We start from the raw sequence: 23,932 nt of genomic DNA on the forward strand, positions 1-23,932 counted from the left end.
CGGAGTCTACCCCGAAACGAATCCCCGCCAGGGGATGGTCACCGGGTGCATGATCCGCTCCGGGTCCTGGATCAGACTGGAGGTCCACGGCCGGCGCTGCACCGAGACCCCGCCGAAAGCCGTGCCCTTGGCGAAGGCGGCGATGATCTGGTCCGTGATCGCAGTACCGACCATGATCCCCTGCCCCGGCCGGTAGCAGGCCGACAGCTGGCCGAAACCCTGCATCAGGAACGGGCCATCGTCTGCGATGCCGTAGTTCTCGGTCCGGTTGGGGAACCACTGCAGCTCCAGCCAGCGGGCATCCTTGCCGGTCGGCGGAGTGAAGCCCTTCCCAGGGTAGGCGCAGGCCAAGCCCTGCTGTACGGCGAACTGCCCCACCAGCGTGGCGAATGCGTCATAGATCGCGGTGTCGCTCATCCCATCCGTCCTTTCACGTCGGCGGTTACCTCGGCCACGATGAAATCCCAGCGCTGTGCGGCCGCGCGCGCGAAGCCCTTGCCGGCCTGAGCATAGGTTCTGCCCAGGCTGTCCTCGCCGAAGAACCCGTGCTCCATCCGCATGGCGTACTTTGCTGTCCATCCGGCCCACACGGTCTGGCCCAGCTCCATTGTGGCGAACACCAGCTCCGGGGCCTGCGCGCTGTCCGATGGCATGCCCTCGACCGATGCAGCGGCAGAGTTGCGCAGGAAGCCGGTATCCACCGGCATCTTCCCGCCCTGCCCCTCGGGCGTGCCGGCTTCCTCCATCAGCTTGGTAGCCGACTCACGGAAGATCGCTCCCTGCATGGCCTTGGCCTTCTCGGTGAAGGCCCGGACCTGGGCTCCGAATTTATTGGCCACGCCTCACCTCTGCCGCCATGTTCACCCGGTATTGCTTCATGCAGCGGCAGCCGATGGTTTCCTCCGGCCCAGCACCGAGCGAGGTGTCGCCCGGGAACCGCATCAACGCACCGCTGGGCGTCTGGAACGGTTCACCGAACCGGCGAACCTGGCCGTTCATCGCCTGGTGGCTGTGGCGGGTCCTGTCGTCACCGGTGGCTGACCAGGTACCTGTCACGTTCTCCGGCGCTAGGCGGCCGCTCTCGATCTGCTGCCGGAACGCCTCCTCCCTACCTGCGGCCATGGCCGTCAGCGACTCGGTGCGCGCGATCATCTCGCCACGCTGCGCCAGCAGCCGGTCCGCATATCGCGCGGCGATCTTCTCCACGTCTGCCGGCGCCACCGGCTGGCCCGCCTTGATGGCACGGCTGACGATCCCGTCCAGGCGCTTGTCGCGCCGCTTACGGCCGAAGTACTCCGCCATCTGCGCCGGATCACCGCTGGCCAGCTGCTGCCGGACGTTGGCCACGAACTGCGCCTGCTGCGCGGTGAGGCCGACGATACCGCCACTGCGGCGGCCGGTCTCTCCCACCCTGCCGACCAGCTCCAGCGCCGTCTGGCGCGGGTTGGCGCCGGCGGCCATGCCGCGCACCAGGTGCTGGCGCACCAGTGTTCGCTGGTCATCCACCATGCCGGTGATCAGGCGCGAGGAGTTCGTCTGTAGCCAACTCTCCACGCCGCGGTTGCGCATGTCGAACCCGAACCGCAGCAGCGGCGTGTCGTTGGCGGGGTTGTAGCGCCCGCGTATCTGCTGCCGCAGCGATAGCGTGGGCAGCTCCTTCATACCGACCTCCGCGCCGGCGGCAAACGCCTGGCGCACCTGCTCGGCCAGTGGCGAGAAGCGCTCACCGTCGAAACCCAGCGCCTCCAGCACAGCGTCTACCTGCCCGGCCTGCAGCAGGCTCGCCAGCAGGTCCAGCTGCACCTGCGATCGCACGGCGGCAACAGCCTGCTCGAACGCGCGGCGCATGGCCGGCTCCAGGCGTCGTGCCAGCAGTTCCAACTCGCGGGGTGTGTAGTCGGCCATCAGCGTCGGGCGTGAAACTCATAGAGAAGGACCTGGCCACCCGGGGAGAGCGGCTGCAGGTCGATGAGGTGATACAGCTGGCCACCCAGCAGCAGCCGGTCGTCCTTGCCGGGCTGGATGTCCACTGCGGTCGAGATCAGGCCCAGCTTGTCGCCCTGCTGCACCAGCGTGGTGTCGCGGTCGGTCAGGCTGTATTCCAGTTCCACCACCGTGCAGTCGTGCCGCGTCGGCGGACCCGGCTGCGGGTTGTGCGGAGGCCCGGTCGGTGCACCGTCGCGCTCCAGTTGGGTGCCGTAGCCGTAGCGACCGATCAGGTTCGCGGCGGTCGCCTGCATGCGGTCGTAGAAGCGGCTCATACGACGCGCACCGCAGGCAGAACCGCCGGCGTCCGCAGCAGCGGCGCCAGGATCTCATCGATGGCCGGCACCACCGGTCGGTTGGGCACCTGGCCAGCGGCGCTCGCGTCGGCGTAGGTGACCTCGATGGGACCGACCTTCTCCTTGGTCACGGCCTCGGTGGCCACGTAGTCCGGCGACAGACTCCCGGGGTTGGTCAGCTCGCGCAGCGCCGCCTCGTAGGTTGCGCGCTCCACCTCGTCGGGCACCTCATCCGACTGGATGGGGTCGCCGTCGTAGTCGATCGCACCGGTGCGGGGCCACTCGTTCGGCTGGCCCCGCCCGGCAGTGCGCACGCCGGGGAACATCGACGCCCAACGGCCGGATGCCAGCAGCACCCGGTACCGGCCGTCGATGTAATCCGTGGCGCGGACCAGTGCGCCAGTCCTGGCTTCTTCCGTACCAGCTGCCCAGGCGGCGTTACCGCGCGCCTGGTGGTATAGGTCTGCGCCTTCCAGCGTGCCGTACATGGTCAGCCCTCGCCGCCCGAATTGCCGCCGGCGGCCTTTTCAGCATCGGCGATTGCCGCCTGCAGCTTCGGCACACCCCAGTTGCCCTTCGCGTCGATGCCCAGCTCCTTGGCGCGCGCGATCAGGGCGTCCTTGTCGGCGCCGCCCTCGCCGCCCGAGTTGTCGCCGGCGGCCTGCCCGCTGCCGCTGGCGTCACCACCGGTGATGCTCAGGATCTCTGCCTTGATCCAGCCCTGCACCACCGAGTTCTTCTTCAGCTCCTCCCAGTTCGCGACCGGGGTCTGCTCGCCCGGCGGCAGAATCGTGCCGTCGGGCAAGCCCAGCGGACCATTGTGGTTGTTCTTGATCTTCATGCTTCGCTCCGATGTGGCCCCGGCGCGTGGCCGGGGCTGTGGGGATCAGATGCCGTCCAGGTAGACGACTTCCTTGGGCAGGCGCACGTCCAGGCCACCCAGGCGCATCACGCCGGGAATGTCCCAGCGCAGCGGGCCGCTCTGCCAGGCCGGCAGGAAGCGGTGCGGCATCGGCATGTGCAGCTTCAGCACCTGCGGATCGTTGCGGTACGCCACCAGGCGCGTGGTGCCGCCGACGCCGGCGGTGTCCAGGCCACGCACGCCGCGCAGGGTCAGCTGCTGGCCGGTCTGCACGGTGTACAGGTTGTTCTCCAGGTACCACTGGATGATGGTCTTGTCGCTGTGCTCGCTCATCTTGCGGGTGGCGAGCAGGTTGAACTTCGTCCAGGGCAGCAGCAGCGTGTTCGCGATCGACGCCGTGTTCGTGCCGTTGAACACGTTGAGCAGCGCCTGGTTGAGCACACCCACGATCAGCTCGGAGTCGGTAGAAACCGTCCAGTTGCCAGTCGGGGCAGCAGTCGGAATCACGCCAGCGGCATTGAACAGGCCGGTGAAGCCCTTGCTGGCATCGCCCAGAAGCGCGACGCGATCGACCATTTCTTCAGACGCACGGCGTGCGGCGGCTGCATCTTCGGTCGACAGGTTGATGCCCAGCATCTGGGCGCGGCCGATCTCTTCCCAACCGAACCCGTAGCCGATACCAGCGGTGTAGACCGGGGTCTCGAACTTCGAGCGGACAGTGCCAGCCTTCGGGATGTCATCGGCGTTGCCGTTGATCCAGTCGGCCTTGCCGTACTGGTCCTGCGACATGTAGGTCACCGACGTGGCGAACTCGCTGCCGGTGGTGTCAACGGGCACCAGGGTGCGGTATTGCACGTCCGGGTAGATGGTGCGGTAGATGCCCGGCTCGATGATCGAGGCCTGGGCGATCACGAAGCCCAGGGCTGCCTGGGCGTCGATCAGGGGAATTGCGCTCATGTGGTGGGCTCCTTAGCCGAGATAGACGACAGCCAGCTGACCGGCGGCGGTAGTGCTGGTGTCCCAGCGGGCGCCGGGAATGGCGGTGTTGTCGGTTGCCACGTTGGTGAACGCGCCGGCGGCCGTCAGGTAGACAGCGTCGCCTGCGGCCACCGCCACTGCGGTGGTCACCCACAGGTCGCCCTTGGTGCGGACACGGGCGGACTCGCCCACGCCGAACGCGTCGGTGGCTCGGCCGGTGACCTGGCCCGCCGTGACCGTCAGGCCCGATGCCGAACGATCCAGCATCGCGATGCCGACGTACTTGCCGCCGGCGAAGGCCTTCACCGACTTGTCGGTGGCGCCCTGCTCCACGGCCTTGCCGAAGGCGATTGCGGCACCTTCGACGGTGCGGGAGATCTCGGTAGCGGGCAGCATGGTGGCCGGCGCGCCAGCGATGGCGACCGGCTGGGTATCCGGGTAGTTGGTCTGCAGTGCCATGGCTTAGGCCTCCTTCTGGCCAGCGGTGCGGAAATCCAGGGCGGCAACGGCTGCGGCGTAACCGTTGTCCTGCACGGGCTGACGGTGGGTGGAGCGGTCGCCGAGGGCCACGGCCACCGGGTCGCGCGGCTTTGCCTGGGCATAGAGGCCGTCGAACAGTGCCTCGATGTAGGCCTCATGCTTGCCGGCGACGGCCGCGTCGCCGAGCTTGGCCACCACGGCCACCTTGCGGACGTCGGCGTCGCTCTTGCCGCTGTAGTCGGCGTCGTGCACGGCCTTGGCCTTCGCCACCAGGTCGCCGCGCAGCTGGACACGCTGGTCCAGGTCAGCATCGCTGAGGACCTGGCTCTTGAGCGCGTCGCGCTCGCCCTCGGCCTTGGCGATGGCGGCATCCTTGGCGGTGATGGTCGCCTGGTGGGCAGCTGCCGCGGTGCCAGCGGCGGTGTGTGCGTCCTGGAGCTGCTGCTGCAGCTTGGCGATGGCTGCGGCCGACGCGTCGGTGCACTCGACGGGCAGGCCGTCGACCACGACGATGCGAGTCTGCTGGTTGCTCATGTGGTTCTCCTGCGGTTGGGGATGGGCGCTCGGATCCGGTGCACCGGGGGTGCGCCCATCCCCGATGCGAAACTGGGAACCAGCCCGGCCACGACGACACATGGCCAGGTGGTTGTTGCGGATGTTGATTTGCTTGGCCTGGTAGGCCTCGCCGTCCGGCGTTACGCCGTCCTCCCATACGATCTCGGCCGAGTACCCCTGGGAGAGCTCGCGCTTGCCAGACTCCCAGTCCGCGATGGCAGCCTGGTCCATCAGAACCAGCGGGACGCGCACGCGGGTTTCGTCGTGCGAAACCTCGTCACCGGTCTGCCCTACCGCGTATTTCTTCCAGTTGTCGGCGGTGACCATCTCCGGCGGGTGGTCATTCGTCATGGGCCGGTGCGCAAAGCTGCGCAGCGTGGCGTCGGAGAAGACTTCCTCCGGTGGCCGGTAAACCTTCACCTTCAGCAGGTCGGGCCGCCCCAGCTCCTCACCCAGGTATTCCTGGATGCCGGTGCGGGCCACATAGGCATCGGCCACTAGGTATCCGTCCGCAGTGCGGCGTGGAGCCGACACCGAGACACGATCAGTCAGGAACACCATGGTCAGTCCTCGCGGATCTCTTCGAAGATTTCCGGGCCCAGCACGATGCGGCCGCGGTAGGGCTCGACCTTCGACAGGTCGACGGTCGCCTTGGTCAGGCTGATGTGCGGGGTGTATTCCGGCCAATCGTAGGAACCACCAGCGCGGATGATGCTTTCATGCCGCCAGGACAGCTGCGACGACGCGAACAGCAGCACGGCAGACATACCGCCCAGCGGCTCGACCGCGCGCGGGCCGCCCTCGGGGATGACCAGTTCGTCCTTGCCGCCGTTGCTCCATTCGTTGGCATTGCCGGCCTTGATCCAGTCGAAGGCCTGGCGCGAGTAGGCGATGGTCACATGCAGGTCGCCCAGCAGATCGGTGATGCCTTGCTCCTTCGCCCAGACCGCGATCTCGTCGGCATTCACCACCTTGCGGCTGACGTACAGCGACCGCGGCTGCGCGTCCTTCACCGGCATTGCCGCTGCGATCTGCTCGTCGTCGTCCTCGCCCGTTTCCTCCCGCGGCGTCGACTTGCCGTACTCCAGCATCTCGGCTTCCAGGCCCGGAGCAATTCCGGCCTCCGTAAGCATGTTCACTGCGACAGTGGCCAGCACGTTCTCCGGGATCAGCCTCGTATCGGCAATGATCTTGATGCTCTCGGCAGTGCTCTTGCCGATCGCTGCGCGCTCCGTGTCGGTGGTCTGCCACAGGCTGCGCCAGTTGTAGAACACCTCAGCCGGCCGGCTGCCAAGCGCCGAGCGGATCAGGCACTCGTCAAGCACTTGCAGAGCCGGCTGCAGCACCAGCTCTTGGTTGCTGCTGATGCGGTCGTAGTAGTTCCGCAGGTCGCTCTCGCCGCTGGCGTTGAGGCCGCCCGGCGACTGGCCCAGCAGGCGGGTCATCGGGATGTCCGACGCGCCGGAGGTCAGCTGCATGAAGCCCATCAGCAGGTCGATCAGGCCGCCGAACTGCGCCTGCTTCTGCTCATACTCTTCGCCGGCGTCCAGCAGCAGCGTGCCATTGATGCCCTTCGCCATGGCCGCCAGCTGCAGCCGCTGCAGCACCTGCTGCTCGTACTCCTTGTCCGCCAGCATGGACATGAAGTTCGGGATCTTGATGACGTCGACCTTCGCTTCGAAGACCAGCGAGGCAATGTTCGCGGCGCTGGCGTCGGCATCCTTGATGGCCTTGCTGATCGCCAGCAGCACCGAGTCGCCCCATCCGTCGCTGATCCCGAACTCTGGGTCCGGCTTCTCCGCACCGTGCAGGATCACCAGGCGCGACGGGTGGATCGGCACTTGGCCAGCCGTACCGCTGGTCAGGGTGTAAAAGGCCGGCAGGCCGTACCCCGGCGATTCCGGGTCAAGGTCCAGCTCGCCCGCCTGCAGTACGCGCTTCGAGAGCACGTTGATGTGGCGGATCCCGCCCTTGCCAATGGACTCAGGCTTCAGCGGCAACATCGGGTCCGATTGGCCCGTGCCGATGTAGAGCGCGGCGCCGCCAGTGAGCCTTGCGCGGATCATCGCCCTCAGCACCTTCTGCTGCAGGCCCAGCCGCTTCTCCTCTGCCTCGATCGCGGTGATCTGCTCCTGGTCTGCACTCCAGCCGCGCCATTTGCGGCAGCTGTCCATCGCCGGGATGTCGATCACCTTCCGCGCCAGCCAGGTGCCGCGGTAGGCGTTGTCTGCCTCCTGCTCCGACAACGTCGGCACGCCGTAGAAGGTGGCCGCCGCCTTGTCGCGCGGCGTACCCAGGTTGGCCACCAGATTGACCAGCCCATCTTTGAATTGCGTGAGCTTGCCCATCAGAGCGCGTTCCCAAGGTTGTAGGTGCTGCCGGTGACCAGCTCAGCGAAAGCGCCCGAAAGCGCGTCCACCTGGTCGTCGTGCTTTGCGTTGGGGAATTCGGCGATCTCATCCAAGAACGCCGCCACCCATGGGCCATTCACCAGCTTTATGTTTCCGGCTTCGGCCTGAGCCTCGACCGGCGTTGCCCGGACCTCCTTGGATCCGGATTCCAGCGCTGCCTTCACGTCCCAGCCGGCCAGCAGCTTGATCTGGTGCGCGGCGTTGCTCTTGCCGGCGGCGCCAGGGTCCTGCGGGATCCGGACCTTGATGGCCTTGCCATCCTGCAGCGCGGTGTTCTTCAGCATCGTCTCCACGCCTGCCGGCGACTTCTGGTCGCGCACGACGTCGAGAACGTAGTAAACGCCGCCGACTTCTCCCAACAGCAGGCCGACTGTGTAGTCGGGGTCACCCTTCTTCTTCTGCTGCTTAGGATCCGTGGCCGCGAAGTCCCAGCGGCGCACCTTCCGCGCTGCCAGGATCGCCGGCGCGGCCTCCACCACCTCGAACCATTCCCGCTTTAACTTGCCACCGTCGCGCGGGGTTGGTCGTTGCTGCTGCTGGCCGGCCACCGCGTAGCTGCCCAGGATCTTCTTGTCGCGCTCGACCACCGCGCGGGGGAAGCGCTCAGGGAACAGCAGCTCGCCATCCTCAGTGCGCGGATCCTCGAACCCGATAGACGTCCGGCAGCGCCGTTCTGGCTCGAACTCCATCGGCAGCATCAGGTGTTCATACCCGAGCCCGAGGTCCAGGATCTGCCCCGACACGTCCTTTTCGTGCAGGCGCTGCATGATCACCACGATTGCAGACGTGGCCGGGTTGTTCAGTCGGGTCGGTACCGACTCGCGGAATATGCGGGTTGTCGTCGCGCGCTCAGCCGGGCTTTCTGCCGTCTCTGTGGAGTGCGGGTCATCGATGATCACCCGGTCGCCGCGGCCGCCTGTCAGGCTGGCAAAGGCCATGCCCTCGCGGTTGCCCATCTTCGAGTTGGCGAAGGACATCTCGCCCGATCGGTTCAACTCGATCTCCGGCCAGAGACTGCGGAACCACTCCGACTGCACCAGGTCGCGCATGCGCCGGCTGTCGCGCTTGACGAACTTCTCCGCGTAGGAGGTCGTCAGGTAGCGCATCGACGGCAGGCCGCGCGGACCCCATTCCCATGCTGGCCAGAACACGCTGGCCACCAGCGATTTCATGGTGCCCGGCGGGATGTTGATCAGCAGCCGGGTGATCTGCCCGTCGGTGATGGCCTCCAGGTGCTGGCACAAAACGTCGATGTGCCAGCCGTGCACGTAGGGTTGCGCCGGCTCCAGAACAGGCCAGGCCTCGCGGATGAAGCCAGCCAAGGTCGTGCAGCGCTGCCTGATCGCCTCCCCATCGCGAGCAAGGCGCTCGCGCTCAGCGTCAGCCGCCCTCCTCGCCCGCTCCGCCCGGATCTCCGCCAGCGTCGGCAAGCGGACCGAGGATCTGTTCAAGGCGGTCGAGTTCATGGTCTGAAAGCTTGCTCAGGTCGTAGGTTCCAATCGCACCGCTGTGCTTGTGCTTCTCCACCAGCAGGCCGGCAAGCTTCCCCTTGCCCATCGTGGCAGTTACCGCCGCGCTGGCCTGTTTCTCCTTCAGCGCCAGCTTGCGGGCCTGTTCCAGCTCGTCCATCAGGCTGTCGACGGTGACCTCGGCCTTTTTGGCCACCTTCTTCTGGCCGGCGCGTACTGCGGCCTGGATACGCGGATCGGCCAGTAATCGGGAACCCTGCTGCTTCGCGGTCTTTGCGCTGTACCCGGTCCGGATGGCCGCCTGCGTGCCGTTGTGGTCCTGCAGATACTCCTGCACGAAGCGCTGCTGCTTCGGAGTCAGGCCGACCGCCTTGTCGGCGGTGGTCTTCTTCGCGGCCATGGGTCAGCGCTCCGGTACCGGCTTGCCCTGCACCTGTTCGATGGTGTCGAACTGCGCCTCGTACTGATCCAAGCAGCGCTTCCGGCTGTTGCTGACTTCGAACACCGCCGAGGGCTTGCCAGCCCGCACCCAGATGCAGCGCTTGGTCAGGGCCGCGTCGATGGGGACATAGGTGGCCACCGGCACCTTGACGATGTCCGGGGGCGGAGGATTGGTCTTGGGCGGTGCCGACTGGCATCCGGCCAGCAACAGCGCCGCAGCGATCAGAAAGACGCGCATGTCAGTACCCCTTCAGTGCCGGGCAGGCTGAGTCGAGCAGCTCCAAGGCCGCCTTGCAGGTATCTGGCCGCTGCTCATATCGACCGCGCCACGTCGCGGCGTCCTTCTCGGATGCTTCGACCTTGCCGGCCAATGCCCGCAGTGCCTCAGCGCTCTCCTTCCGGAGGGCTTCCAGCTTCTCGGCCTCCGTCCTCAGTGCGGCGGCGACTTCGGCCAGGCGCTGATCACGGGTTTCCACGTCGGCCTGCAGACGGTCGGCATCGGCCTTCCAGTCGGCACGAACCTTTACGACCTGGGCGCTCAGATCCTTGATCTGCTGCTCTTTCTCGTAAGCCGACAGGCCCGCGACCATGCAGCCGAAGGCCAGCACGCCGCAACAGACCTTCATGACGCTGCCAGGCTTGCGCAACCAAACCAGCGCGTCTGCGGCCCAACCGACCACCAGGTCCCAGATGGCCTTGAAGAATCGAATCAGCACAGTCATGGCTTATCGCCTCCGATAGCCCCGGTGGCCTTCTCCACCAGGCGCACATAGCCCGGCAGCAGCCGGCGAATCAGGACGCCGGAAAGGCCGGCCAGAGGTAGCTGCGGGGCGCCGGCCAGTGCTGGCCAGATTGAGGCAGCCACTGCGATGACCCAGGCGGCCACGATCGCGTAGGCCACAACGGCAACCGCCAGCGCAGCCCATCGCGCAGCCGTCTGCAGGAACCGATGGCCGCGCCGGCGGCTGGCATCTGCTGCAACCCGCTCCGCGTCCTTCTCCGGCAGTAGTAGAACGCCGATCAGCGCGCCGGCCATGGCCACCAGCAGCACGGACTGTGGCACGCCAAGAATGACGCGCTCAGCCTCGCGCAGGGCGTCCGCCGTCGCTGGCGCCACCACCGCGGCAGTGAACGTTCCGACGATGATTTTCATGGTGCTCACGGGCTCGGTCACGGCGCAACCGTCCCGCCGGCCTTCCGATAGGCTGCCAGCAGGTTGTCCAGCTTGTGTTCGTGCTGGCCGTAGCCAGCGCCCGGCAGGCTAGCCCAGATGTTGCTCACCGCCTTGATGGCTTCCGGAATCCTGCCCGCCTGGATCAGCGGTAGAGCGCGGCGCTCTCGGATCTGCTGCAGCGCGATCAGGTCCTGGCTCAGCGGGCTGAAATCCTTCAGGCCCAGCGACTTCCGGTACGCGTCGAAGTAGCGGCGCAGCAGCTGGTACCGGCCGGCAGCAGTCGACTGGATCTTCAGCTTGGGCAGGTCCACCAGCACGCGCGGGTGGTCCGCATAGCCGTTGAACAACTGTCCACCGACCAATACGTCGTAGCCGCGGTCCTTGGTTGCCTGGGTGCTCTTGTCCGTGCCTTCCGACCACGCGAGCATGTCCAGGAACGCCACGACGTTCACGCCGCCAGCCTGTTGGGGGGTGATCTGCGCCATGGTGGCTTCTCCAGCAAAAGGTGCCCGCCCCTCGACCGGCTTCTCTGCGCGGTATGGTTGGTCCGGGGGGCTGCGGGCGTAGAGGGCCGATCACCACCGCTGCCTAGGCGTCTCCCCGCGCCGTGGCGCCAGGGATGCAAACCGCCCGGTTGCGTAGACACCAGCCCCAATCGCCTCACGGCGAGCGGAGGGGGTTTCGGCGCGATGGTTGATCGGTGTTCGGGTCCCGGAAACGCAGAAGCCCCAGCGCAGGGCCGGGGCTTCAGGGACAATTCTTGACAGTTGCAGAATTCGACCATTTGCTGCCGTCACTGTCAAGCAGCGTCTGTCCACCTCATTCCACGAAGAAGATCCAACGCCCTCGATAGCTCGTACCGGTACTGGCGGGTAGTGAGTGCCGGAGGTTTGTCCTGCTGCCTTTCAGACAGCTCAATGCCAAGCCGAAGCGCCATTTCCTTTTCGAACAGTTCGCATGCCATGCGAGCCTTGATCGCTTGGCTTACGGCGCTAGTGAATTCCACTCTCACTATGATCGCCCTCAAGAGACTGTGGCGATGCAGTGACGACAGCGCTCGGTCCACCCATCGGAGTTCGTCAGGGATACCCACATCGACGGCAATCTCAGGATTGTCGTGGGGATGGTCAGCGTCATTGGATGCCCGAACCGGATCGGCTGCCCACATCGGTACGATGCGCAGCCCTTTCACCCCAGTGGCAGCCGCCATTAGGCGGCGGCGGTCAGCGCCATCGCGAGCGATCAGTTCGCGAAGTGCTCTTTCAGGAGTTCTCGGAGCAAAGTCACGAGCCTTGTCCAGGACATGCACGCCCCTTTCAGCGCGGCTCAGCGCAAAGCGATTCACCTGGGCGTGACCCCAGCGGCGCAGTTCTTCGGTCAGCGGATCAGTGTTGCGCATCGCGCATGCCCTCCAGTACGGCGTCATCGAATCGGAAAACCGGCAGCTGTCTGTCGGTGTCGCAGGTGCCGGCCCGGTCGGGCCAGCCCTTGCAGTGAAAACCTTCGGTGCCGGTGGCGCGGAACTGGCAGACGGAGCAGCGGCCGTGCTTCTGCACATAGGACCGGTACCGCTTCTGCATGCGCAGCTCGGCCGGCGTCACAGACCCTCCTCCTTACGGATGCGCTCGGCCAAGTCCCTGACCTTCCAATCGGAAACCCCGCTGGGGATCGTGACCATCTTCTGGCAGCTGGTGCACTTCACCTTCGTACGGCCCTGCAGCAGGCGAACATGGGCCGAAAGGAGAGACCAGCGCTGGATGAGACTGCTGTCCTCGCGGGCCAGCTGCGCCAATGCCCAGACCGGATTGAGCTTCTCGCCACAGTCCCGGCAAGTCACTTCCGAGGCGCGCTCATCCACCAGGAAGTGGCTGTGGGCGCAGCTGCCGTAGGTGCGGACGATCGTCAGTTCATTGGCCGGGGCGTCCTTCGGCTTGACCGGCAGCCGCACCACATTTTCGTCGCTCATGCTGCTACCCCCATGGCCAGCTGGTGCTCGGCCCAGAGTCCGATCAAGAGCGCGTCGGCGCGGCCGTTGTGCTTCTTCAGGTTCAGCAGGTGGGCGGCGTCCGGGAACCGCTTGATGGCCAGCAGACGCGCCGCGTCCTTGTCCTGACCGGTCAGTCCGAACCGGCGCTTCCAGCTGGCAGGCTCCGCACGCATGTAGGGAATGCCCAGAAGCTCGAATGCGGCCTTGGCCTTGCCGTAGTGGTCGCCGAAGTTGAAGGACGACTGAGGTCCTGCCCGCCGCTCTTCTTTGCCGTCGGCGCCCCGCTTCGGTGGCATCGCACGCACCCGCTCGATCACCCCGGATACGTCTGCGCCCGGGTTCATGTCTTTCGCGGCACGGATGAACACCGCGATGGCCCGGGCGTCGACCTCCTCGTTCTCCCCGACGGTCAGCAGCGGCATGTCGATCACCGGCCCTGCTGCTCCGTCGACGAGCGCGGCAATGGCGCCGGTCCTGCCGGGGTCGATGCTGATAATCAGGCGGCGGGTCGCCATGAGGTCTTCTCCAGGTGCTGTTCGATAAGGGTGTTCTGCAGGTCCAGCAGGTAGTCATCGCTGCCGACCTCCTGCCGAAACTTGCGGGGTTGACTGGCGTAGGACGGGCCGAACAGTTCCTCACAGCGGGCCGCCGACATCCCGCCGAATGGCTCGCCGCGGTGGGACCACGGGTTCAGGCCGATGGTGAAGTCGTGGCCCCGGCGCTTGGCGCCGTGCTTGCCGCCGACCGTCAGGTGGTGCACCTCGGCCGGGATTGGCCTGTCCCCCCAGTCGATGCCCAAGCTGTGAGCCACGATGCAGCCGATCTCGGTGATGGCGTCCATCCGCTGCTGCTGGGCTACCGTGGGGGTGGTGGTGCTGCGTCCGCGCTTCATGCCGCAACTCCCGCTCGCTTCGCCCGCGCCGTTGCCAGCACGTCGGCGTACGCTTCGGGGTGCTGCTTGTCGAAAGCAGGGATGCTGCCACGTGCCCAGCGGCCCTCGCCCAGCTGCTGGAGCCAGCCGTCGGATGCACAGAAGCGGCGCGGATCCACGCCGTGGGCGCGAACGCCCTTCGCTGTGGTGAATCCATCCAGTTCAATGTCAGCGAGCACCTTCAGCGCGCCGATCTTCCACGGCGTCAGACGCAGCGGCGCCGGAACACCAGCAGCCACCAGCGGCACTATCTCCGGCAGGACGCATCGGTGTGTGGGGTTCCAGTCGAACCACGCCGGCTGACCGTAGTCGTACAGATTCCCGGTCTCTGCGTCCCAGGGCGCCGGGCTCCGAAGGTCAGCGCGGTGCACTTCGCGCTGGATCTGTTCGCCTGGCTGCTGTCGCCACCGACCACTGCAGCTGTCCGGCACCAGCACCTGCACGCCGAGCGCCTCCAGCATCCTAGCAATGCCATAGTTCGCCTCGGTGGTGCACGGAACAAGCACCGCGCGGAAGTCCGGGCCATCGCCACCGGATCCTCCCCAACGATGTGGCAGGATTTGGTCGGCCACCTTGGCGTTTAGCTGAAGCTTCGCTTCTATTCCCAGCTGGTGCCCAGTAGCTTTCCAGACAGCGAGAATGTCGAAGTTTGCGGTTTCGGGGTAGATCTCCCAGCCCCCGGTCGAACTGAGGCACTCGATCAGCCTGTTGCACAGTGCAGCTTCTGTCGGGTACAGCGCTTTGATCTCTGCCGCCTTCATGCCGCCCTCCCCGGCAGCTGCCGGCCATTGACCATCCGCCAGTACTCCGCGCGCACGTCGTCCAGCATGACGTGCGCGTAGTGGTCACCGATCCAGGCGGTGATGCCCTTGAAGAAGGCAGCGAAGTCCTCCTCCTCCATCGAATCGAAGGCCAGGGACTGGGCGACCTTCACCGGAATGGTCCGGATCTCAGGCAGCACCGCCGCAAGCACCTTGCGCGCGCCAGCGCCCAGCACCGTCTCTGCGGCATCCAGCAGCGCCCTCACCACCGGGCTGGCGTCCATCTCCACCATCTCGCAGCAGATGCCCGACTCCAGCTGCACCTGTTTCAGCGCCGCATGCGCGTCCAGGTCACGGAACGCCTCGACGTTGTCGACCAGCAGGTGCCCGATGACATGGGCCAACCTGTGGAACGCGGCATTGCGCGAGGCCTTGATCTCCAGCCGGTACTCATGCCCGACGCGGTAGCCTCGGTCCTTGGCCAGCCTGCGATCGATGTCGTTGCTCGGGGCAAACGCACCGATCTCCTCGCCCGTGGCCGGATCGACCAGGCGCAGGCAGATGGCGTAGATTGGCCGGCTGGCCCGTTTCGCGCGGATCTTGCGCGCTGCTGCTGTCATCGCGGTCATGTGGCATCCCCGAGTTCATCGGCAGCGCTGCGGTTGACATAGGACGTCGAACCACCGTGCCAGGTCACCGGAACCACGCCGATGTTTCCGTGCCGGTTCTTCACCACGTTGATTTCTGCTGCTGTGCGCTCGGCTTGCGGGTTGGACAGGTCGCGCCACAGCATCATGATCTGGTCGGCTTCCTTCTCGATCTCCGAGCTGTCGGCCAAGTGCTTCATCTGCGGCCGCTCTCCATCGGCCTCGCGGTTCACCTGGGCCAGCGCCACCACCGGGATCCGCAAATCGCGGGCCAGATTCTTCAGGCTGCGGGTGATGCTGCCCACCTGCTGATGCTTCGGTGCGCGTGACATCGATGCGATCTCGATGCGCTGAAGGTAGTCGACGTAGAGCGCGCGGATTCCCAGCTGGTGCTTCCACCGGCGCGCCTCGCGTATCACCTCGGTGATGTCCGGCGACGGCCGGTCGTGGATGCGCACCGGGAGCGCGCCGTATTGCTCGGCGGCGTGCAGCAGCGAGCCGACATCGTCGTGGCGGAACTTACCAGCGCGCAGGCGTCCCACGTTGACGCCCGAGCCGGCAGCAAGCCAGCGCAGGCCCACCTGGTCGGCCGGCTGCTCGCCAGAGATCAGGCCGACCGCCCCACCCTTCGCGCCGGCGGCAGTGGCTCCCAGCAGGAAGCCGGTCTTTCCCATCGCCGGACGGGCGCCAACGATGATCAGGTCGCTGTCGTGGAAGCCGCCCAGCGCCTCGTCCAGGTCGAAGATGCCCGTGGAAACGCCGATCAGCTTCCCGCCGTTGCGCTGCGCCTCCATGGCCTGCGCCACCGCCGCATCGAGCGCCGACTGCGAGGTGTGCTCGTAGCTGCGGTCGGCGGTGTGCAGGGTCATCAGCCGCTGGATCGCGGCGTCCACCGCGTCCTCCTGCCGAGCCTGCGCGCCTTCCTGCAGCTCCCGCGCAATGGCCAAGGCCTCGCGGTCTCGCCAAGCGGCCAGAAGGATCGACGCTTGGTAGGCCGGCTGGCTGCTGGGGTACAGATCGCGGTCTACGCCGATCAGCATCGCCAGCTCGCTCAGTCGCGGGCTGCCCATGCGGTCGGCCACGTCTGAGATCGTCACCGCGTCCACCGGCTTTCCGCCGGCGTCCATGCTTCGGATCAGCTCCCACAGCTGACCGTGCGCCTCGTTGCCGAAGTGCCCCGGCTGCAGCGGCATGTCGGCGATGCTGGACGGACGGCACATCGCCGTGTGCAGAACTTGGCGCTCGACCTGGTGGATGGCGGCGCGGTGGTTGGCTTCGAGGGTCGTCATGCGCTCAGCCTCGGCAGTTCGCCCTTCTGCGGTGCCGGCGCTGTGCTCCGCCGAGTGGGCGCCTGGTTCTGCGCACGGCTGAGCCATGAGTTCACGAACCGCATGGCACCGCTGCGGGTCTTGCGGTTCTTGGGGTTGGCCATTGCCCAGGCCTTCAGCGCCCGCAGTTCCTGCAGGACAACGATGCCGGGGTACAGCCCTTGGAACTCGTCCAACTGCACCTGCGTCAGTCCGAACTCGGAACCGTCGTTCAGCAGGAACCCGATCACTTCCGGTGCCGGTGGTTCAACTGGCTCTAGCGGCAGCAGGTCGTCAGCCGGAGCCGGCGTGTCCGGCGCAGCGCCAGTGGTTTGGTTTGGGTTCTCTCTGGGTTGGGTTGGGTTGGGTTCTGTTGGGGTAACCGTTGGGGGAACCGTTTCTGCAACGGTTTGGAGAACGGTTCGGTAGTCGTTACCCAAGTGCTTGACGTACTTCAGGATTGCGCCGGCCACACGGACCTTTGCCTCCCCCTTCGGAAGCGCCTCGAACTCCGCCATGCGCGCTGCGGCCACGTTGGCGTTCGCGACCTTGTTCCAGCGCAGGAATCCGGGCAGAAAAACAACCCCTTCGAAACGGTATGCGAAACCGTTTCTAGACAGTTCGGCAAACCCTTCCGAAACCCTTTCCATTGACCAGCCGAGGTCGGCCATCACGTAGCCGTCGGGGCAGCGGTAGCAGCCCAGGCCATTCGAGTGGGGACCGGTCAGCAGGTAGGCGGCAAGCAGCTTGCCGGCGTCGGTCCATTGCTGGGCGTCTTGACTCTGCCAGAGCGCGCACTGGATCTGTCCGTACTCACGCATGGGATACTCCTTCCGGCAAGCCAACCACCGAACAAGGAGCTGATATGGATCTCAGAAACATTGCGCAGGTCGCCCACACTGATCGGCAAGAAGACGTTAACAAGATGCTTGAGGACGGCTGGGTGCTGCTGGCCACCTCAGGCGGCAAAGATGAAGAGGGATACCCAATTTTCTGGCACGCACTAGGGCGGCCAGAGGACCCAATCCTCTTTGCGATCGAGCTGCTGCAGAGCAGGGTTAAAGCCAAGGGCTGAATCATTTCGCGATCCCCAACACCAGCAGGCAGCCGGCGATATGCCAGAGCTGCCTGACTGCCCAGATGGCCTTCTCCGTAGCGTTCATACCCCACCCCGCTCTGCTGCAGCCTCGGCGTGCTGGCTGACCTGCACCAGCGCAGCGATCACCCGCATGACATCGCGAGAAACCTGATCCGACTCGTTGCCGGTGATGCGGTTGTCGGCCATGGCCTGGGCGATGGTCTCTGCCAGATCGCCCTTGGCTGCCGCGGCAGCCAGCATCGCGCTGATGATCGACCCTGCCTCGGGTGCCTTGACCGGTTGTGCCATGAATCCATGGGTGGCCGCCAAGGCATGGAGGATCCGGTAGTCGCCGGTCAGCCCCATCAGCCGATCAGCTTCGGCCAGCGTCAGGTGGTGGGACGTCGTGTTCGGGTTGACCTTGCTGTTCAGCACGGCCTCGGACATGGGCACACGCTCACCGTCCTTGTTGAGGCGGGTCAGTCGCTCAGCAAGGGGACCAGCACCGCCCGGGTAGTCGTGGACGGTGTCATAGGCAGCATCAAGTACGTTCATGGGCGGATTCTCTAAACGTGGTTTGGCGGACGTCAGCGGCGCACCATCAGCGCCATGGAGAACATCACGTCACGGATGAAGGGAGTCGCCCTCCTTGCGGTAGGCTGCGGTCACCACACGCACAGCCAAAGCCCACAAGGAGGGCGACATGGAAGAGAAACAAGCAGACACCGAAAGCGAACTCGGATCATTCATCGGGGGGAACATCGCGGGCTCGGCATTCGCCTTGGTCGCGCTGATCGAAGCACTCGCGGAGCAGCCTGGAATCGACGCAGAGAAGCTGGTCAAGGACTTCATGGAGCGCCTTCCGGCTCGGGGGTCTGCATCGCCTGGGGCGGAGCTGATCTACGACTCAATCGAAGGCTTGCTGCGGAGCGACAGCGAACCGGAAGAAGCTCCGCCGCCGCAGACCGCCTGACCTCTGCGACCTGGCTGTCCCTCGGTCCTGCGCAGTGCCGGGACCGAGCTTCATCCCTGCCCGGTTTCAGCAGCCAGTTGCGGACCCACAGCCTGGGATTCCAACGGTCAGGCAGCATGGGGCGCCTCCTGCTGGTCGTCGTTGGCGGCTGGCGGACCGAACACATCCGGCCGCAGCAGATGGCGGGACACACCCGTCGCTGCCTCTATGGCGAGGACGTGGCGAGGCGGAACGGGCCGGTTGCCGCTTACCCACTGATTCACTGCCTGGGGGGTAACCCCCAGAAGGCGCGCGACACCGGCTTGGCCGGTTCCCAACTGCTCGATGGCGGTGGCGATTGCGTTCATGCCGCCATCTTAAGCATCGCTTTAGTTTTAGGTCAAGCAATGCTTTCTTACATCATTGGTCCGGCCATCGGACAATCAAGCGATGCTTGACAACTCTGACATGGCGGCCGCCATTCGTTCGGCCATCGAAGAATCCAAACTGACCCAGAAGGGCATTGCTGATGCTTTTGGGGTCACCGAGCAGGCCGTATCCGGCTGGCTACGGACTGGCAAGGTCGACAAACGAAAGCTGCCGCGCTTGGCTCAGCTCACGGGCAAACCTCTATCGCATTTCGGAATGGGCGGTTTCGATCAACCCGTCTCGGCGCCTGCGACCCAGTCCGACTATGTTCGCGTCCAGCAACTGGATGCGGAGGCGGGAATGGGCGGAGAGAGAATTAATGACGACTTCCCGGAGATCATCCGGGCTATGGACTTTGAACCAGCCTACATCCGATCCATCGTCGGCTTTGTGCCGCCGCCTGGGCGGCTGGTGCTGGTCACTGGGCGCGGCGACTCAATGATCCCTGTTATCCAACCTGGCGAAAGCCTTATGGTCGACACTGGGCTCTCGCATTTCGATGGAGATGGGATCTATCTCATCAACACCGGAAACGGCCAGCAGATCAAGGGCCTACAGGATCGCGGCGATGCCATTTACGTCGTCAGCGCGAACACCGCCCTCTATCCTGCGTTTCCTCTGCCAGTGAGCGCAGTCATTGGCGGAAAAGTCTATCTACGCAACAGAATCGACAGACTGAATTGAACCGCTCTTCCCAGTATGGAGACGTAATCAACATGTACGTTGAACGACCCGTTCGCTTGGCATTAGGAGCACTGGTTGCGTGCACATCTCTTCTCGCCGGACAAGCCCTCGCCGAAGACGCGAAGTTTCTAGGATTCCAGTTGGGCCAGAGGTTTTCAGCGCCGGAATGCGAGTCCAGGGCTACGACCAGCTACTCAACCGAACGGGAGTACGTAAGCAAATTCCAGGCGGTTGCAACGAACTGCTGGCAGAAAACTCCAGATCCCAGTGGCCCAGCACCAAACCTTAGCGGCACAGCTAAGGTTAGGCTGGTCTCAACTCAAGAACCGTCAGGCCTGCGCCAGATTGAAGGCGTACTTATCGATGGCAGCCTCGAGGAGGTGAAGGTCTGGACGCATGGGATTGAGTACCAACGCTCCATCGCTGACCTGCTGCAAAGCAAGTATGGAAAGCCGGCATCAATGCGCAACAAGAGCGCCAAGAACGCAGTTGGCGGAACCTTCGAGATTGTCGAAGCGACCTGGAAGACGCCCGACGTGGTTGTAACGTTTCTCGGCGCTGTCGACAGCATCGACTGGGGCCTGATTGTCGTCCAGACCCCGAAGGGGGAAGCTTCTGCAGCTCGCGCGCTCACTGAAGACGCGCAACAGCGCGCGACCTTCTAGCTCATCCTCTCCCTGAACTTGCAGCGCCCCGCCCGGAAACCCGCGCGGGGCGTTTTTGTTCCCGATGCGGGGAGGAGATCGGCCCTTTCGCATCAGCCTAAAGCATCGCTTGACTAGAGGCTAAAGCGGTGCTTTACTTGGCCCGTCGACCAGCACCGTGCTGGACCGCCGGAGCCCGAGATGGACCAAACCGCCCACAACCGCAACGTCACCGACCTCCATCCGGAGGCAGACGTTCGCCGCCAGCGCCGGAACGTCCCGGTCCTGATCGGCAACCTGAAGAACTCTGGCCTGGGCATGCCCGGCGTAGAGACCGCCTATCGCGCAGCACTGTTCGCTGGCGCCACCGAAGAGATGGCCTGGGAGGCGGCTCGCCGCCACGCCCTGACCATGATCGGGTTCCCGGACGAGCTCTCCGAAACCGGCATGGACCTGAGCAAGGTCGAGTCCATGCGGAAGCGGCGTCAGGCCCTCATCGACACCTACCGTGCCCTGCCCAACCCGTTCGCACCGTCTATCGACGCGGAGCGTGCGGCATGAGCGCCCCTGTCGATGTGCTGGCGGTGCTGCGCCGCATGGCTGGAATGGCGCTGGAATCCGCCCTCGCCCGCGTCCGGGGAGGTGTGTAATGCACGTCTCATACCTTGGTCAGCCAGATCCGCGCGGGCCGATCGCTATGGTGGTCGCGGTCCGTGATCGAGCCGGTGGACATTACTACCTTGACCTGGACTGCGGACATGCTGCCAAGGTTGTAGGCCATTTCAGCTACCGCGTCGGCGAGTCGCACCGTTGCTATCAGTGCGGCAAAGCGCAGACCCGAGCTTGGTTCAAGGCGCACGATCCCGATAGCCAACTCGCCCGCGTCAAAGGCGGTGCCGTATGAGCGCCGTCGCCCTCCAGATCCTCGACGACGAAATCGAGGTCATCAGCCAAAGCCTCTCCCGCTACCGCAACCGCGCTGATCGCACAGCCGCGCGCAAGGGCGAGCGCGACATCCACGCCGACCGCGTCTGCGATTGGGCGGAGTACCGCCGCGACCGGTTGCGCGCCGCACGGGCCGAGATTGCCCACCTCATCGCCAGCACCCAGCACGCAACCGAAGGAGCCACCGCATGAACACCAACGTTCGCCAGATCCGCGAGTTCCAGGCCGTGCGCGACGCGATCGCCTGCACCGGCCTGAACCCTGCCCCGCTGTTCCGCCGTCTCAACGCCGAGCAGCGCCGCGGCAACCGTGGCCTGTCCGTGGTCGACAACGCGCTGCGCCTGCGCCGCCAGTTCCGCGACGAATTCACCAACCAGCCGGGCCCGGAGGCCGCATGAGCGACAAGACGCCCCAGTTTGAGGATCTGCTGTTGGCCGAATCCACCCGCATGTCTGTGGAGTTCATGGTCTACGGCGCACTGATCGGCTTCATCGTCGGCAGCACGGCTGTGCTGATCTTCCAGGACATGTTGCAGGCGGTGATGGCATGACCCGCGCCCAGCTTTCCGCAGTGCTGGCGGTCTTTGCCCTCGGCGTGCTGCTGGGTTCCGCCATCGCGGCCCTGTGGGTCTTCCGGAACGTCCTTTCTGCCGTCTTCGCCGCCGCCGCGTTCATCGCCTGGGTCATCTGGGTCATCTACGGCGCGTGGAAGCACCTGATCGAACTGCTGTCCCCTTCCACCAGCAGCCAGGGATCCGCCTCGCGTGAGCCGGCGGACGACCTGCAGTAACCCACTGCCGGCCTGCCCGGCTCAACCGAAGAGGTCCACATGTTCCACCTGAAGAAGATCCCTGCGACGGTCACCAACGTCAACCTGCGAATCGAGAAACATGGCGATGAGCGTCACTTGGCGGTCGACATTTCCATCACCACCAGCACCAGCAACCTGGTGCTGGACCACTTTGACAAGGAACTTCGCAAGGCGCTGTTCCGCAAGCCGGGCAAGGGCGAGCAGCAGTCGCTGCCGACCATCGGCGACCACCTGACCGAGATCAAGATCCCGAGCCTGGAGCCCATCAAGGTGGGCCACGAATTCAAGGGCTTCGAGCTGCAGATCGACGGTGAGCTCGACAACACGCAACCGATCTTCCTGGTGGACGTGAAGCTCAAGAAGTTCGTCATCGCCCCGAAGGAAGGCGGCAGCGTCGAGCTGACGTTCAAGGCCTCGACCAGCGTCACCCCCGACGAGGTGGCCGAGCTGACCGAAGCGCTGATCCGCGAAAACGTGGTCCTGACCCTGCAGCCCGGCCAGGCCAACGAAACCACGCAGCAGGAAGACCTGGCTGCCTGATCCCCCGCCCTGCGCTTCCCCCCTGTGGCGCATGGCTGACAGCCCGGAACAGACGGGCACCTCTCTAACCGCCCTGGAGCACAACATGACCAGCACCACCCCGGCCACCGGCCGCATCCAGCTGTTCGACGTCGACAGCTCGCAGATCCATAGCATCGGCCACGACGCCGACACCAACACCCTCGCTATCCGCTTCACCAAGGGCTATGGCGACAAGCGCGGCCCAGGCTCGCTGTACCACTACGCCAACTTCAGCGCCGAGGAATTCCAGGCGTTCAAGGACGCCGAATCCATCGGCAAGCACTTCGGCGCGTACATCAAGCCGTTCCCGGAGAAGTACCCGTACCACAAGGTCGCCGAGCAGCAGCAGGCCGCCTGACGTCTACGGAGAGGAATGCGCAGGCTGATGCGCAGCTACGGTCCGCCTGATTTGCCCCCGGCACCAGATCGAGCCGGGCCACTGCCGAAAGGGTGACGTCCCTCCGGTCAGGATCAAGAAAACACTGCAGGCAAGCCGGAGATCAGCACCGGCCCTCTCCACCAGGAAAGTGCCGGTTCGATTCCGGATGGTTGGCCGACGGCTTGGTAGCGACGAGGTGCGGTTCGAGTCCGTGATCTGTCTAGGTAGGCAAAGGCCCGCGTGGCCCCGGCGATACGGGGCACCCCATTCCACCATCACCGGCGCTGCCGGTCGGAGATCCATAGACATGAACGTTCCCGCCGCCCAGCAGCAGTCGCAGACCGCGATTGCCGCGCAGCCCCGCCAGCAGTTCGACCTCAGCCCGCAGACCTTCGAGCAGGCGATTCAGTTCTGCGACTATCTCGCCGAAAGTGACCTGGTCCCGAAGGACTTCAAGGGCAAGCCGGCCAACTGCCTGATCGCCATCCAGTGGGGCGCCGAGCTCGGCCTGAAGCCGCTGCAGGCGCTGCAGAACCTGGCCATCATCAACGGCCGCCCGGCACTCTGGGGCGATGCGGTCATCGCACTGGTGCGCAGCTCGCCGCTGTGCGAGTACATCACCGAGGCAGACGACGGTGGCACGGCCGTGTGCCGCGTGAAGCGCCGCGGCGAGTCTGAGGAAGTCCGCACCTTCAGCATGGACGACGCCAAGGTGGCTGGCCTGCTGGGCAAGAGCGGCCCCTGGACGCAGTACCCGAAGCGCATGCGCCAGATGCGTGCCCGTGCGTTCGCCCTGCGCGACGTGTTCCCGGACGTGCTGCGTGGCATGCCCATCGCAGAGGAAATCATGGACATCCCGCAGGCGGGCGCTGCCAGCGGTGAGCAGCAGCGCGCCGCCATCGAGGGCCAAGCCGACAAGCAGCTGCCGCTGTACTCGGAAGCCGACTTCGCGGCCAACCTGCCGAAGTGGTGGGACATCATCGCCAGCGGCAAGAAGTCCGCCGAGGACCTGATCGCCATGCTGCAGACGAAGGCTCGCTTCACCGCCGTCCAGCTGCAGGAGATTCGCAACCCGCCCAAAGACCAGGCGGGTGGCGAAGACGAACCGCAGCGCGACGTGGATGCCGCTGCCGGCGGCGTTACCCAGACTGCGGTGGAGGGCTGA

39 protein-coding genes are annotated in these 23,932 nt (G+C 65.4%); 12 read left to right on the plus strand and 27 right to left on the minus strand.

Annotated elements, in window-relative coordinates; genetic code table 11:
- Window positions 1–6: 6 nt before the first annotated feature.
- The 25 genes from D7Y61_RS18495 to D7Y61_RS18615 all read right to left on the minus strand — a co-directional run bounded on the left by D7Y61_RS18495 (window position 7) and on the right by D7Y61_RS18615 (window position 17,106).
- Window positions 7–417 carry a phage tail terminator-like protein gene (locus D7Y61_RS18495; RefSeq protein ID WP_180868401.1) on the minus strand — a complete coding sequence of 137 codons (411 nt, stop codon included), beginning with the start codon at window positions 415–417 and terminating at the stop codon, window positions 7–9.
- Entirely contained in the window at window positions 414–839 is a 426-nt protein-coding gene (locus tag D7Y61_RS18500; RefSeq protein WP_180868403.1) for a hypothetical protein, read from the minus strand. The genes D7Y61_RS18495 and D7Y61_RS18500 overlap by 4 nt, the downstream gene beginning before the upstream one ends.
- Window positions 829–1,905 (minus strand): phage minor head protein, encoded by a 1,077-nt coding sequence (locus tag D7Y61_RS18505; protein WP_180868405.1) that lies wholly within the window; start codon window positions 1,903–1,905, stop codon window positions 829–831. The genes D7Y61_RS18500 and D7Y61_RS18505 overlap by 11 nt, the downstream gene beginning before the upstream one ends.
- The gene (locus D7Y61_RS18510) at window positions 1,905–2,261 is read right to left on the minus strand and encodes a hypothetical protein (protein ID WP_100468220.1); all 357 of its coding nucleotides are present in this window, start codon (window positions 2,259–2,261) and stop codon (window positions 1,905–1,907) included. Before D7Y61_RS18510 ends, D7Y61_RS18505 begins: the two co-directional genes overlap by 1 nt.
- Entirely contained in the window at window positions 2,258–2,770 is a 513-nt protein-coding gene (locus D7Y61_RS18515; RefSeq protein WP_180868407.1) for a DnaT-like ssDNA-binding protein, read from the minus strand. The genes D7Y61_RS18510 and D7Y61_RS18515 overlap by 4 nt, the downstream gene beginning before the upstream one ends.
- A gap of 2 nt (window positions 2,771–2,772) precedes the next feature.
- A complete protein-coding gene (locus tag D7Y61_RS18520) occupies window positions 2,773–3,123 on the minus strand; it encodes a hypothetical protein (protein WP_180868409.1) in 351 nt (116 codons plus the stop codon).
- A gap of 45 nt (window positions 3,124–3,168) precedes the next feature.
- Complete coding sequence (locus D7Y61_RS18525) at window positions 3,169–4,101, minus strand: DUF2184 domain-containing protein (protein WP_180868410.1); 933 nt, start codon at window positions 4,099–4,101, stop codon at window positions 3,169–3,171.
- Window positions 4,102–4,113: 12 nt separating this feature from the next.
- Window positions 4,114–4,581: a structural cement protein Gp24 gene (locus D7Y61_RS18530; protein WP_180868412.1), complete on the minus strand. Its 468-nt coding sequence runs from the start codon at window positions 4,579–4,581 to the stop codon at window positions 4,114–4,116.
- Window positions 4,582–4,584: 3 nt separating this feature from the next.
- Complete coding sequence (locus D7Y61_RS18535; protein ID WP_180868414.1) at window positions 4,585–5,718, minus strand: DUF2213 domain-containing protein; 1,134 nt, start codon at window positions 5,716–5,718, stop codon at window positions 4,585–4,587.
- A 2-nt stretch (window positions 5,719–5,720) separates the two neighbouring features.
- Window positions 5,721–7,505 carry an anti-CBASS protein Acb1 family protein gene (locus D7Y61_RS18540; RefSeq protein ID WP_180868416.1) on the minus strand — a complete coding sequence of 595 codons (1,785 nt, stop codon included), beginning with the start codon at window positions 7,503–7,505 and terminating at the stop codon, window positions 5,721–5,723.
- Window positions 7,505–9,034: a phage terminase large subunit gene (terL, locus tag D7Y61_RS18545; RefSeq protein WP_180868418.1), complete on the minus strand. Its 1,530-nt coding sequence runs from the start codon at window positions 9,032–9,034 to the stop codon at window positions 7,505–7,507. Before terL ends, D7Y61_RS18540 begins: the two co-directional genes overlap by 1 nt.
- The gene (locus D7Y61_RS18550; protein WP_180868420.1) at window positions 8,949–9,437 is read right to left on the minus strand and encodes a terminase small subunit; all 489 of its coding nucleotides are present in this window, start codon (window positions 9,435–9,437) and stop codon (window positions 8,949–8,951) included. The genes terL and D7Y61_RS18550 overlap by 86 nt, the downstream gene beginning before the upstream one ends.
- 3 nt (window positions 9,438–9,440) lie before the next feature.
- Entirely contained in the window at window positions 9,441–9,716 is a 276-nt protein-coding gene (locus D7Y61_RS18555; protein WP_180868422.1) for a hypothetical protein, read from the minus strand.
- Between the two features lies 1 nt (window position 9,717).
- Window positions 9,718–10,200, minus strand: coding sequence for a hypothetical protein (locus D7Y61_RS18560; protein WP_180868424.1), 483 nt, complete (start codon window positions 10,198–10,200; stop codon window positions 9,718–9,720).
- Window positions 10,197–10,652: a hypothetical protein gene (locus D7Y61_RS18565; RefSeq protein ID WP_180868426.1), complete on the minus strand. Its 456-nt coding sequence runs from the start codon at window positions 10,650–10,652 to the stop codon at window positions 10,197–10,199. Before D7Y61_RS18565 ends, D7Y61_RS18560 begins: the two co-directional genes overlap by 4 nt.
- A complete protein-coding gene (locus D7Y61_RS18570) occupies window positions 10,649–11,137 on the minus strand; it encodes a glycoside hydrolase family 24 protein (protein ID WP_180868427.1) in 489 nt (162 codons plus the stop codon). Before D7Y61_RS18570 ends, D7Y61_RS18565 begins: the two co-directional genes overlap by 4 nt.
- 314 nt (window positions 11,138–11,451) lie before the next feature.
- Window positions 11,452–12,051, minus strand: coding sequence for a hypothetical protein (locus tag D7Y61_RS18575; RefSeq protein WP_258010419.1), 600 nt, complete (start codon window positions 12,049–12,051; stop codon window positions 11,452–11,454).
- Window positions 12,038–12,253, minus strand: a complete 216-nt coding sequence (locus D7Y61_RS18580; RefSeq protein WP_180868429.1) for a hypothetical protein — start codon at window positions 12,251–12,253, stop codon at window positions 12,038–12,040. Before D7Y61_RS18580 ends, D7Y61_RS18575 begins: the two co-directional genes overlap by 14 nt.
- Entirely contained in the window at window positions 12,250–12,618 is a 369-nt protein-coding gene (locus D7Y61_RS18585) for a hypothetical protein (protein WP_180868431.1), read from the minus strand. Before D7Y61_RS18585 ends, D7Y61_RS18580 begins: the two co-directional genes overlap by 4 nt.
- Window positions 12,615–13,154, minus strand: a complete 540-nt coding sequence (locus D7Y61_RS18590) for a hypothetical protein (RefSeq protein WP_180868432.1) — start codon at window positions 13,152–13,154, stop codon at window positions 12,615–12,617. Before D7Y61_RS18590 ends, D7Y61_RS18585 begins: the two co-directional genes overlap by 4 nt.
- On the minus strand, window positions 13,136–13,531 hold the full coding sequence (locus D7Y61_RS18595; protein WP_180868434.1) for a Ref family recombination enhancement nuclease: 396 nt from the start codon (window positions 13,529–13,531) through the stop codon (window positions 13,136–13,138). Before D7Y61_RS18595 ends, D7Y61_RS18590 begins: the two co-directional genes overlap by 19 nt.
- A complete protein-coding gene (locus tag D7Y61_RS18600; protein WP_180868436.1) occupies window positions 13,528–14,331 on the minus strand; it encodes a hypothetical protein in 804 nt (267 codons plus the stop codon). The genes D7Y61_RS18595 and D7Y61_RS18600 overlap by 4 nt, the downstream gene beginning before the upstream one ends.
- On the minus strand, window positions 14,328–14,960 hold the full coding sequence (locus tag D7Y61_RS18605) for a hypothetical protein (RefSeq protein WP_180868438.1): 633 nt from the start codon (window positions 14,958–14,960) through the stop codon (window positions 14,328–14,330). The genes D7Y61_RS18600 and D7Y61_RS18605 overlap by 4 nt, the downstream gene beginning before the upstream one ends.
- Window positions 14,957–16,267 (minus strand): replicative DNA helicase, encoded by a 1,311-nt coding sequence (locus tag D7Y61_RS18610; RefSeq protein ID WP_180868440.1) that lies wholly within the window; start codon window positions 16,265–16,267, stop codon window positions 14,957–14,959. Before D7Y61_RS18610 ends, D7Y61_RS18605 begins: the two co-directional genes overlap by 4 nt.
- A complete protein-coding gene (locus D7Y61_RS18615; RefSeq protein ID WP_180868442.1) occupies window positions 16,264–17,106 on the minus strand; it encodes a hypothetical protein in 843 nt (280 codons plus the stop codon). The genes D7Y61_RS18610 and D7Y61_RS18615 overlap by 4 nt, the downstream gene beginning before the upstream one ends.
- A gap of 44 nt (window positions 17,107–17,150) precedes the next feature.
- Here D7Y61_RS18615 and D7Y61_RS18620 point away from each other — a divergent pair, with 44 nt between their 5' ends.
- On the plus strand, window positions 17,151–17,360 hold the full coding sequence (locus D7Y61_RS18620; RefSeq protein WP_180868444.1) for a hypothetical protein: 210 nt from the start codon (window positions 17,151–17,153) through the stop codon (window positions 17,358–17,360).
- Window positions 17,361–17,444: 84 nt separating this feature from the next.
- Here the strand turns inward: D7Y61_RS18620 and D7Y61_RS18625 are convergent, their stop codons facing one another.
- Window positions 17,445–17,918: a phage regulatory CII family protein gene (locus D7Y61_RS18625; RefSeq protein WP_180868446.1), complete on the minus strand. Its 474-nt coding sequence runs from the start codon at window positions 17,916–17,918 to the stop codon at window positions 17,445–17,447.
- 148 nt (window positions 17,919–18,066) lie between these two features.
- On the opposite strand from D7Y61_RS18625, the gene D7Y61_RS18630 reads away from it, so the two are divergent.
- Complete coding sequence (locus D7Y61_RS18630; protein ID WP_180868448.1) at window positions 18,067–18,336, plus strand: hypothetical protein; 270 nt, start codon at window positions 18,067–18,069, stop codon at window positions 18,334–18,336.
- 107 nt (window positions 18,337–18,443) lie between these two features.
- Here the strand turns inward: D7Y61_RS18630 and D7Y61_RS18635 are convergent, their stop codons facing one another.
- Window positions 18,444–18,683: a transcriptional regulator gene (locus D7Y61_RS18635; protein WP_180868449.1), complete on the minus strand. Its 240-nt coding sequence runs from the start codon at window positions 18,681–18,683 to the stop codon at window positions 18,444–18,446.
- 82 nt (window positions 18,684–18,765) lie between these two features.
- Between D7Y61_RS18635 and D7Y61_RS22660 the strand changes: the two genes are divergently transcribed.
- From D7Y61_RS22660 to D7Y61_RS18685, 10 genes are all read left to right on the plus strand, one after another.
- Complete coding sequence (locus D7Y61_RS22660; RefSeq protein WP_258010421.1) at window positions 18,766–19,428, plus strand: LexA family transcriptional regulator; 663 nt, start codon at window positions 18,766–18,768, stop codon at window positions 19,426–19,428.
- Between the two features lie 32 nt (window positions 19,429–19,460).
- Complete coding sequence (locus D7Y61_RS18645; protein ID WP_180868451.1) at window positions 19,461–20,093, plus strand: hypothetical protein; 633 nt, start codon at window positions 19,461–19,463, stop codon at window positions 20,091–20,093.
- A 180-nt stretch (window positions 20,094–20,273) separates the two neighbouring features.
- Window positions 20,274–20,633 carry a hypothetical protein gene (locus tag D7Y61_RS18650; protein ID WP_180868452.1) on the plus strand — a complete coding sequence of 120 codons (360 nt, stop codon included), beginning with the start codon at window positions 20,274–20,276 and terminating at the stop codon, window positions 20,631–20,633.
- Window positions 20,634–20,972: 339 nt separating this feature from the next.
- The gene (locus D7Y61_RS18655; protein WP_180868454.1) at window positions 20,973–21,209 is read left to right on the plus strand and encodes a hypothetical protein; all 237 of its coding nucleotides are present in this window, start codon (window positions 20,973–20,975) and stop codon (window positions 21,207–21,209) included.
- A complete protein-coding gene (locus tag D7Y61_RS18660; RefSeq protein ID WP_180868456.1) occupies window positions 21,206–21,415 on the plus strand; it encodes a hypothetical protein in 210 nt (69 codons plus the stop codon). The genes D7Y61_RS18655 and D7Y61_RS18660 overlap by 4 nt, the downstream gene beginning before the upstream one ends.
- Window positions 21,412–21,567 carry a hypothetical protein gene (locus D7Y61_RS18665; RefSeq protein ID WP_180868457.1) on the plus strand — a complete coding sequence of 52 codons (156 nt, stop codon included), beginning with the start codon at window positions 21,412–21,414 and terminating at the stop codon, window positions 21,565–21,567. The genes D7Y61_RS18660 and D7Y61_RS18665 overlap by 4 nt, the downstream gene beginning before the upstream one ends.
- Window positions 21,564–21,806: a hypothetical protein gene (locus D7Y61_RS18670; protein ID WP_180868459.1), complete on the plus strand. Its 243-nt coding sequence runs from the start codon at window positions 21,564–21,566 to the stop codon at window positions 21,804–21,806. The genes D7Y61_RS18665 and D7Y61_RS18670 overlap by 4 nt, the downstream gene beginning before the upstream one ends.
- 39 nt (window positions 21,807–21,845) lie before the next feature.
- Entirely contained in the window at window positions 21,846–22,367 is a 522-nt protein-coding gene (locus D7Y61_RS18675; RefSeq protein ID WP_180868461.1) for a hypothetical protein, read from the plus strand.
- Between the two features lie 85 nt (window positions 22,368–22,452).
- Complete coding sequence (locus tag D7Y61_RS18680; RefSeq protein ID WP_180868462.1) at window positions 22,453–22,746, plus strand: KTSC domain-containing protein; 294 nt, start codon at window positions 22,453–22,455, stop codon at window positions 22,744–22,746.
- A gap of 328 nt (window positions 22,747–23,074) precedes the next feature.
- Window positions 23,075–23,932: a hypothetical protein gene (locus tag D7Y61_RS18685; protein ID WP_180868464.1), complete on the plus strand. Its 858-nt coding sequence runs from the start codon at window positions 23,075–23,077 to the stop codon at window positions 23,930–23,932.

The sequence above is a fragment of the Stenotrophomonas maltophilia genome (genome assembly GCF_013464485.1).
Taxonomy (GTDB): domain Bacteria; phylum Pseudomonadota; class Gammaproteobacteria; order Xanthomonadales; family Xanthomonadaceae; genus Stenotrophomonas; species Stenotrophomonas maltophilia_AW.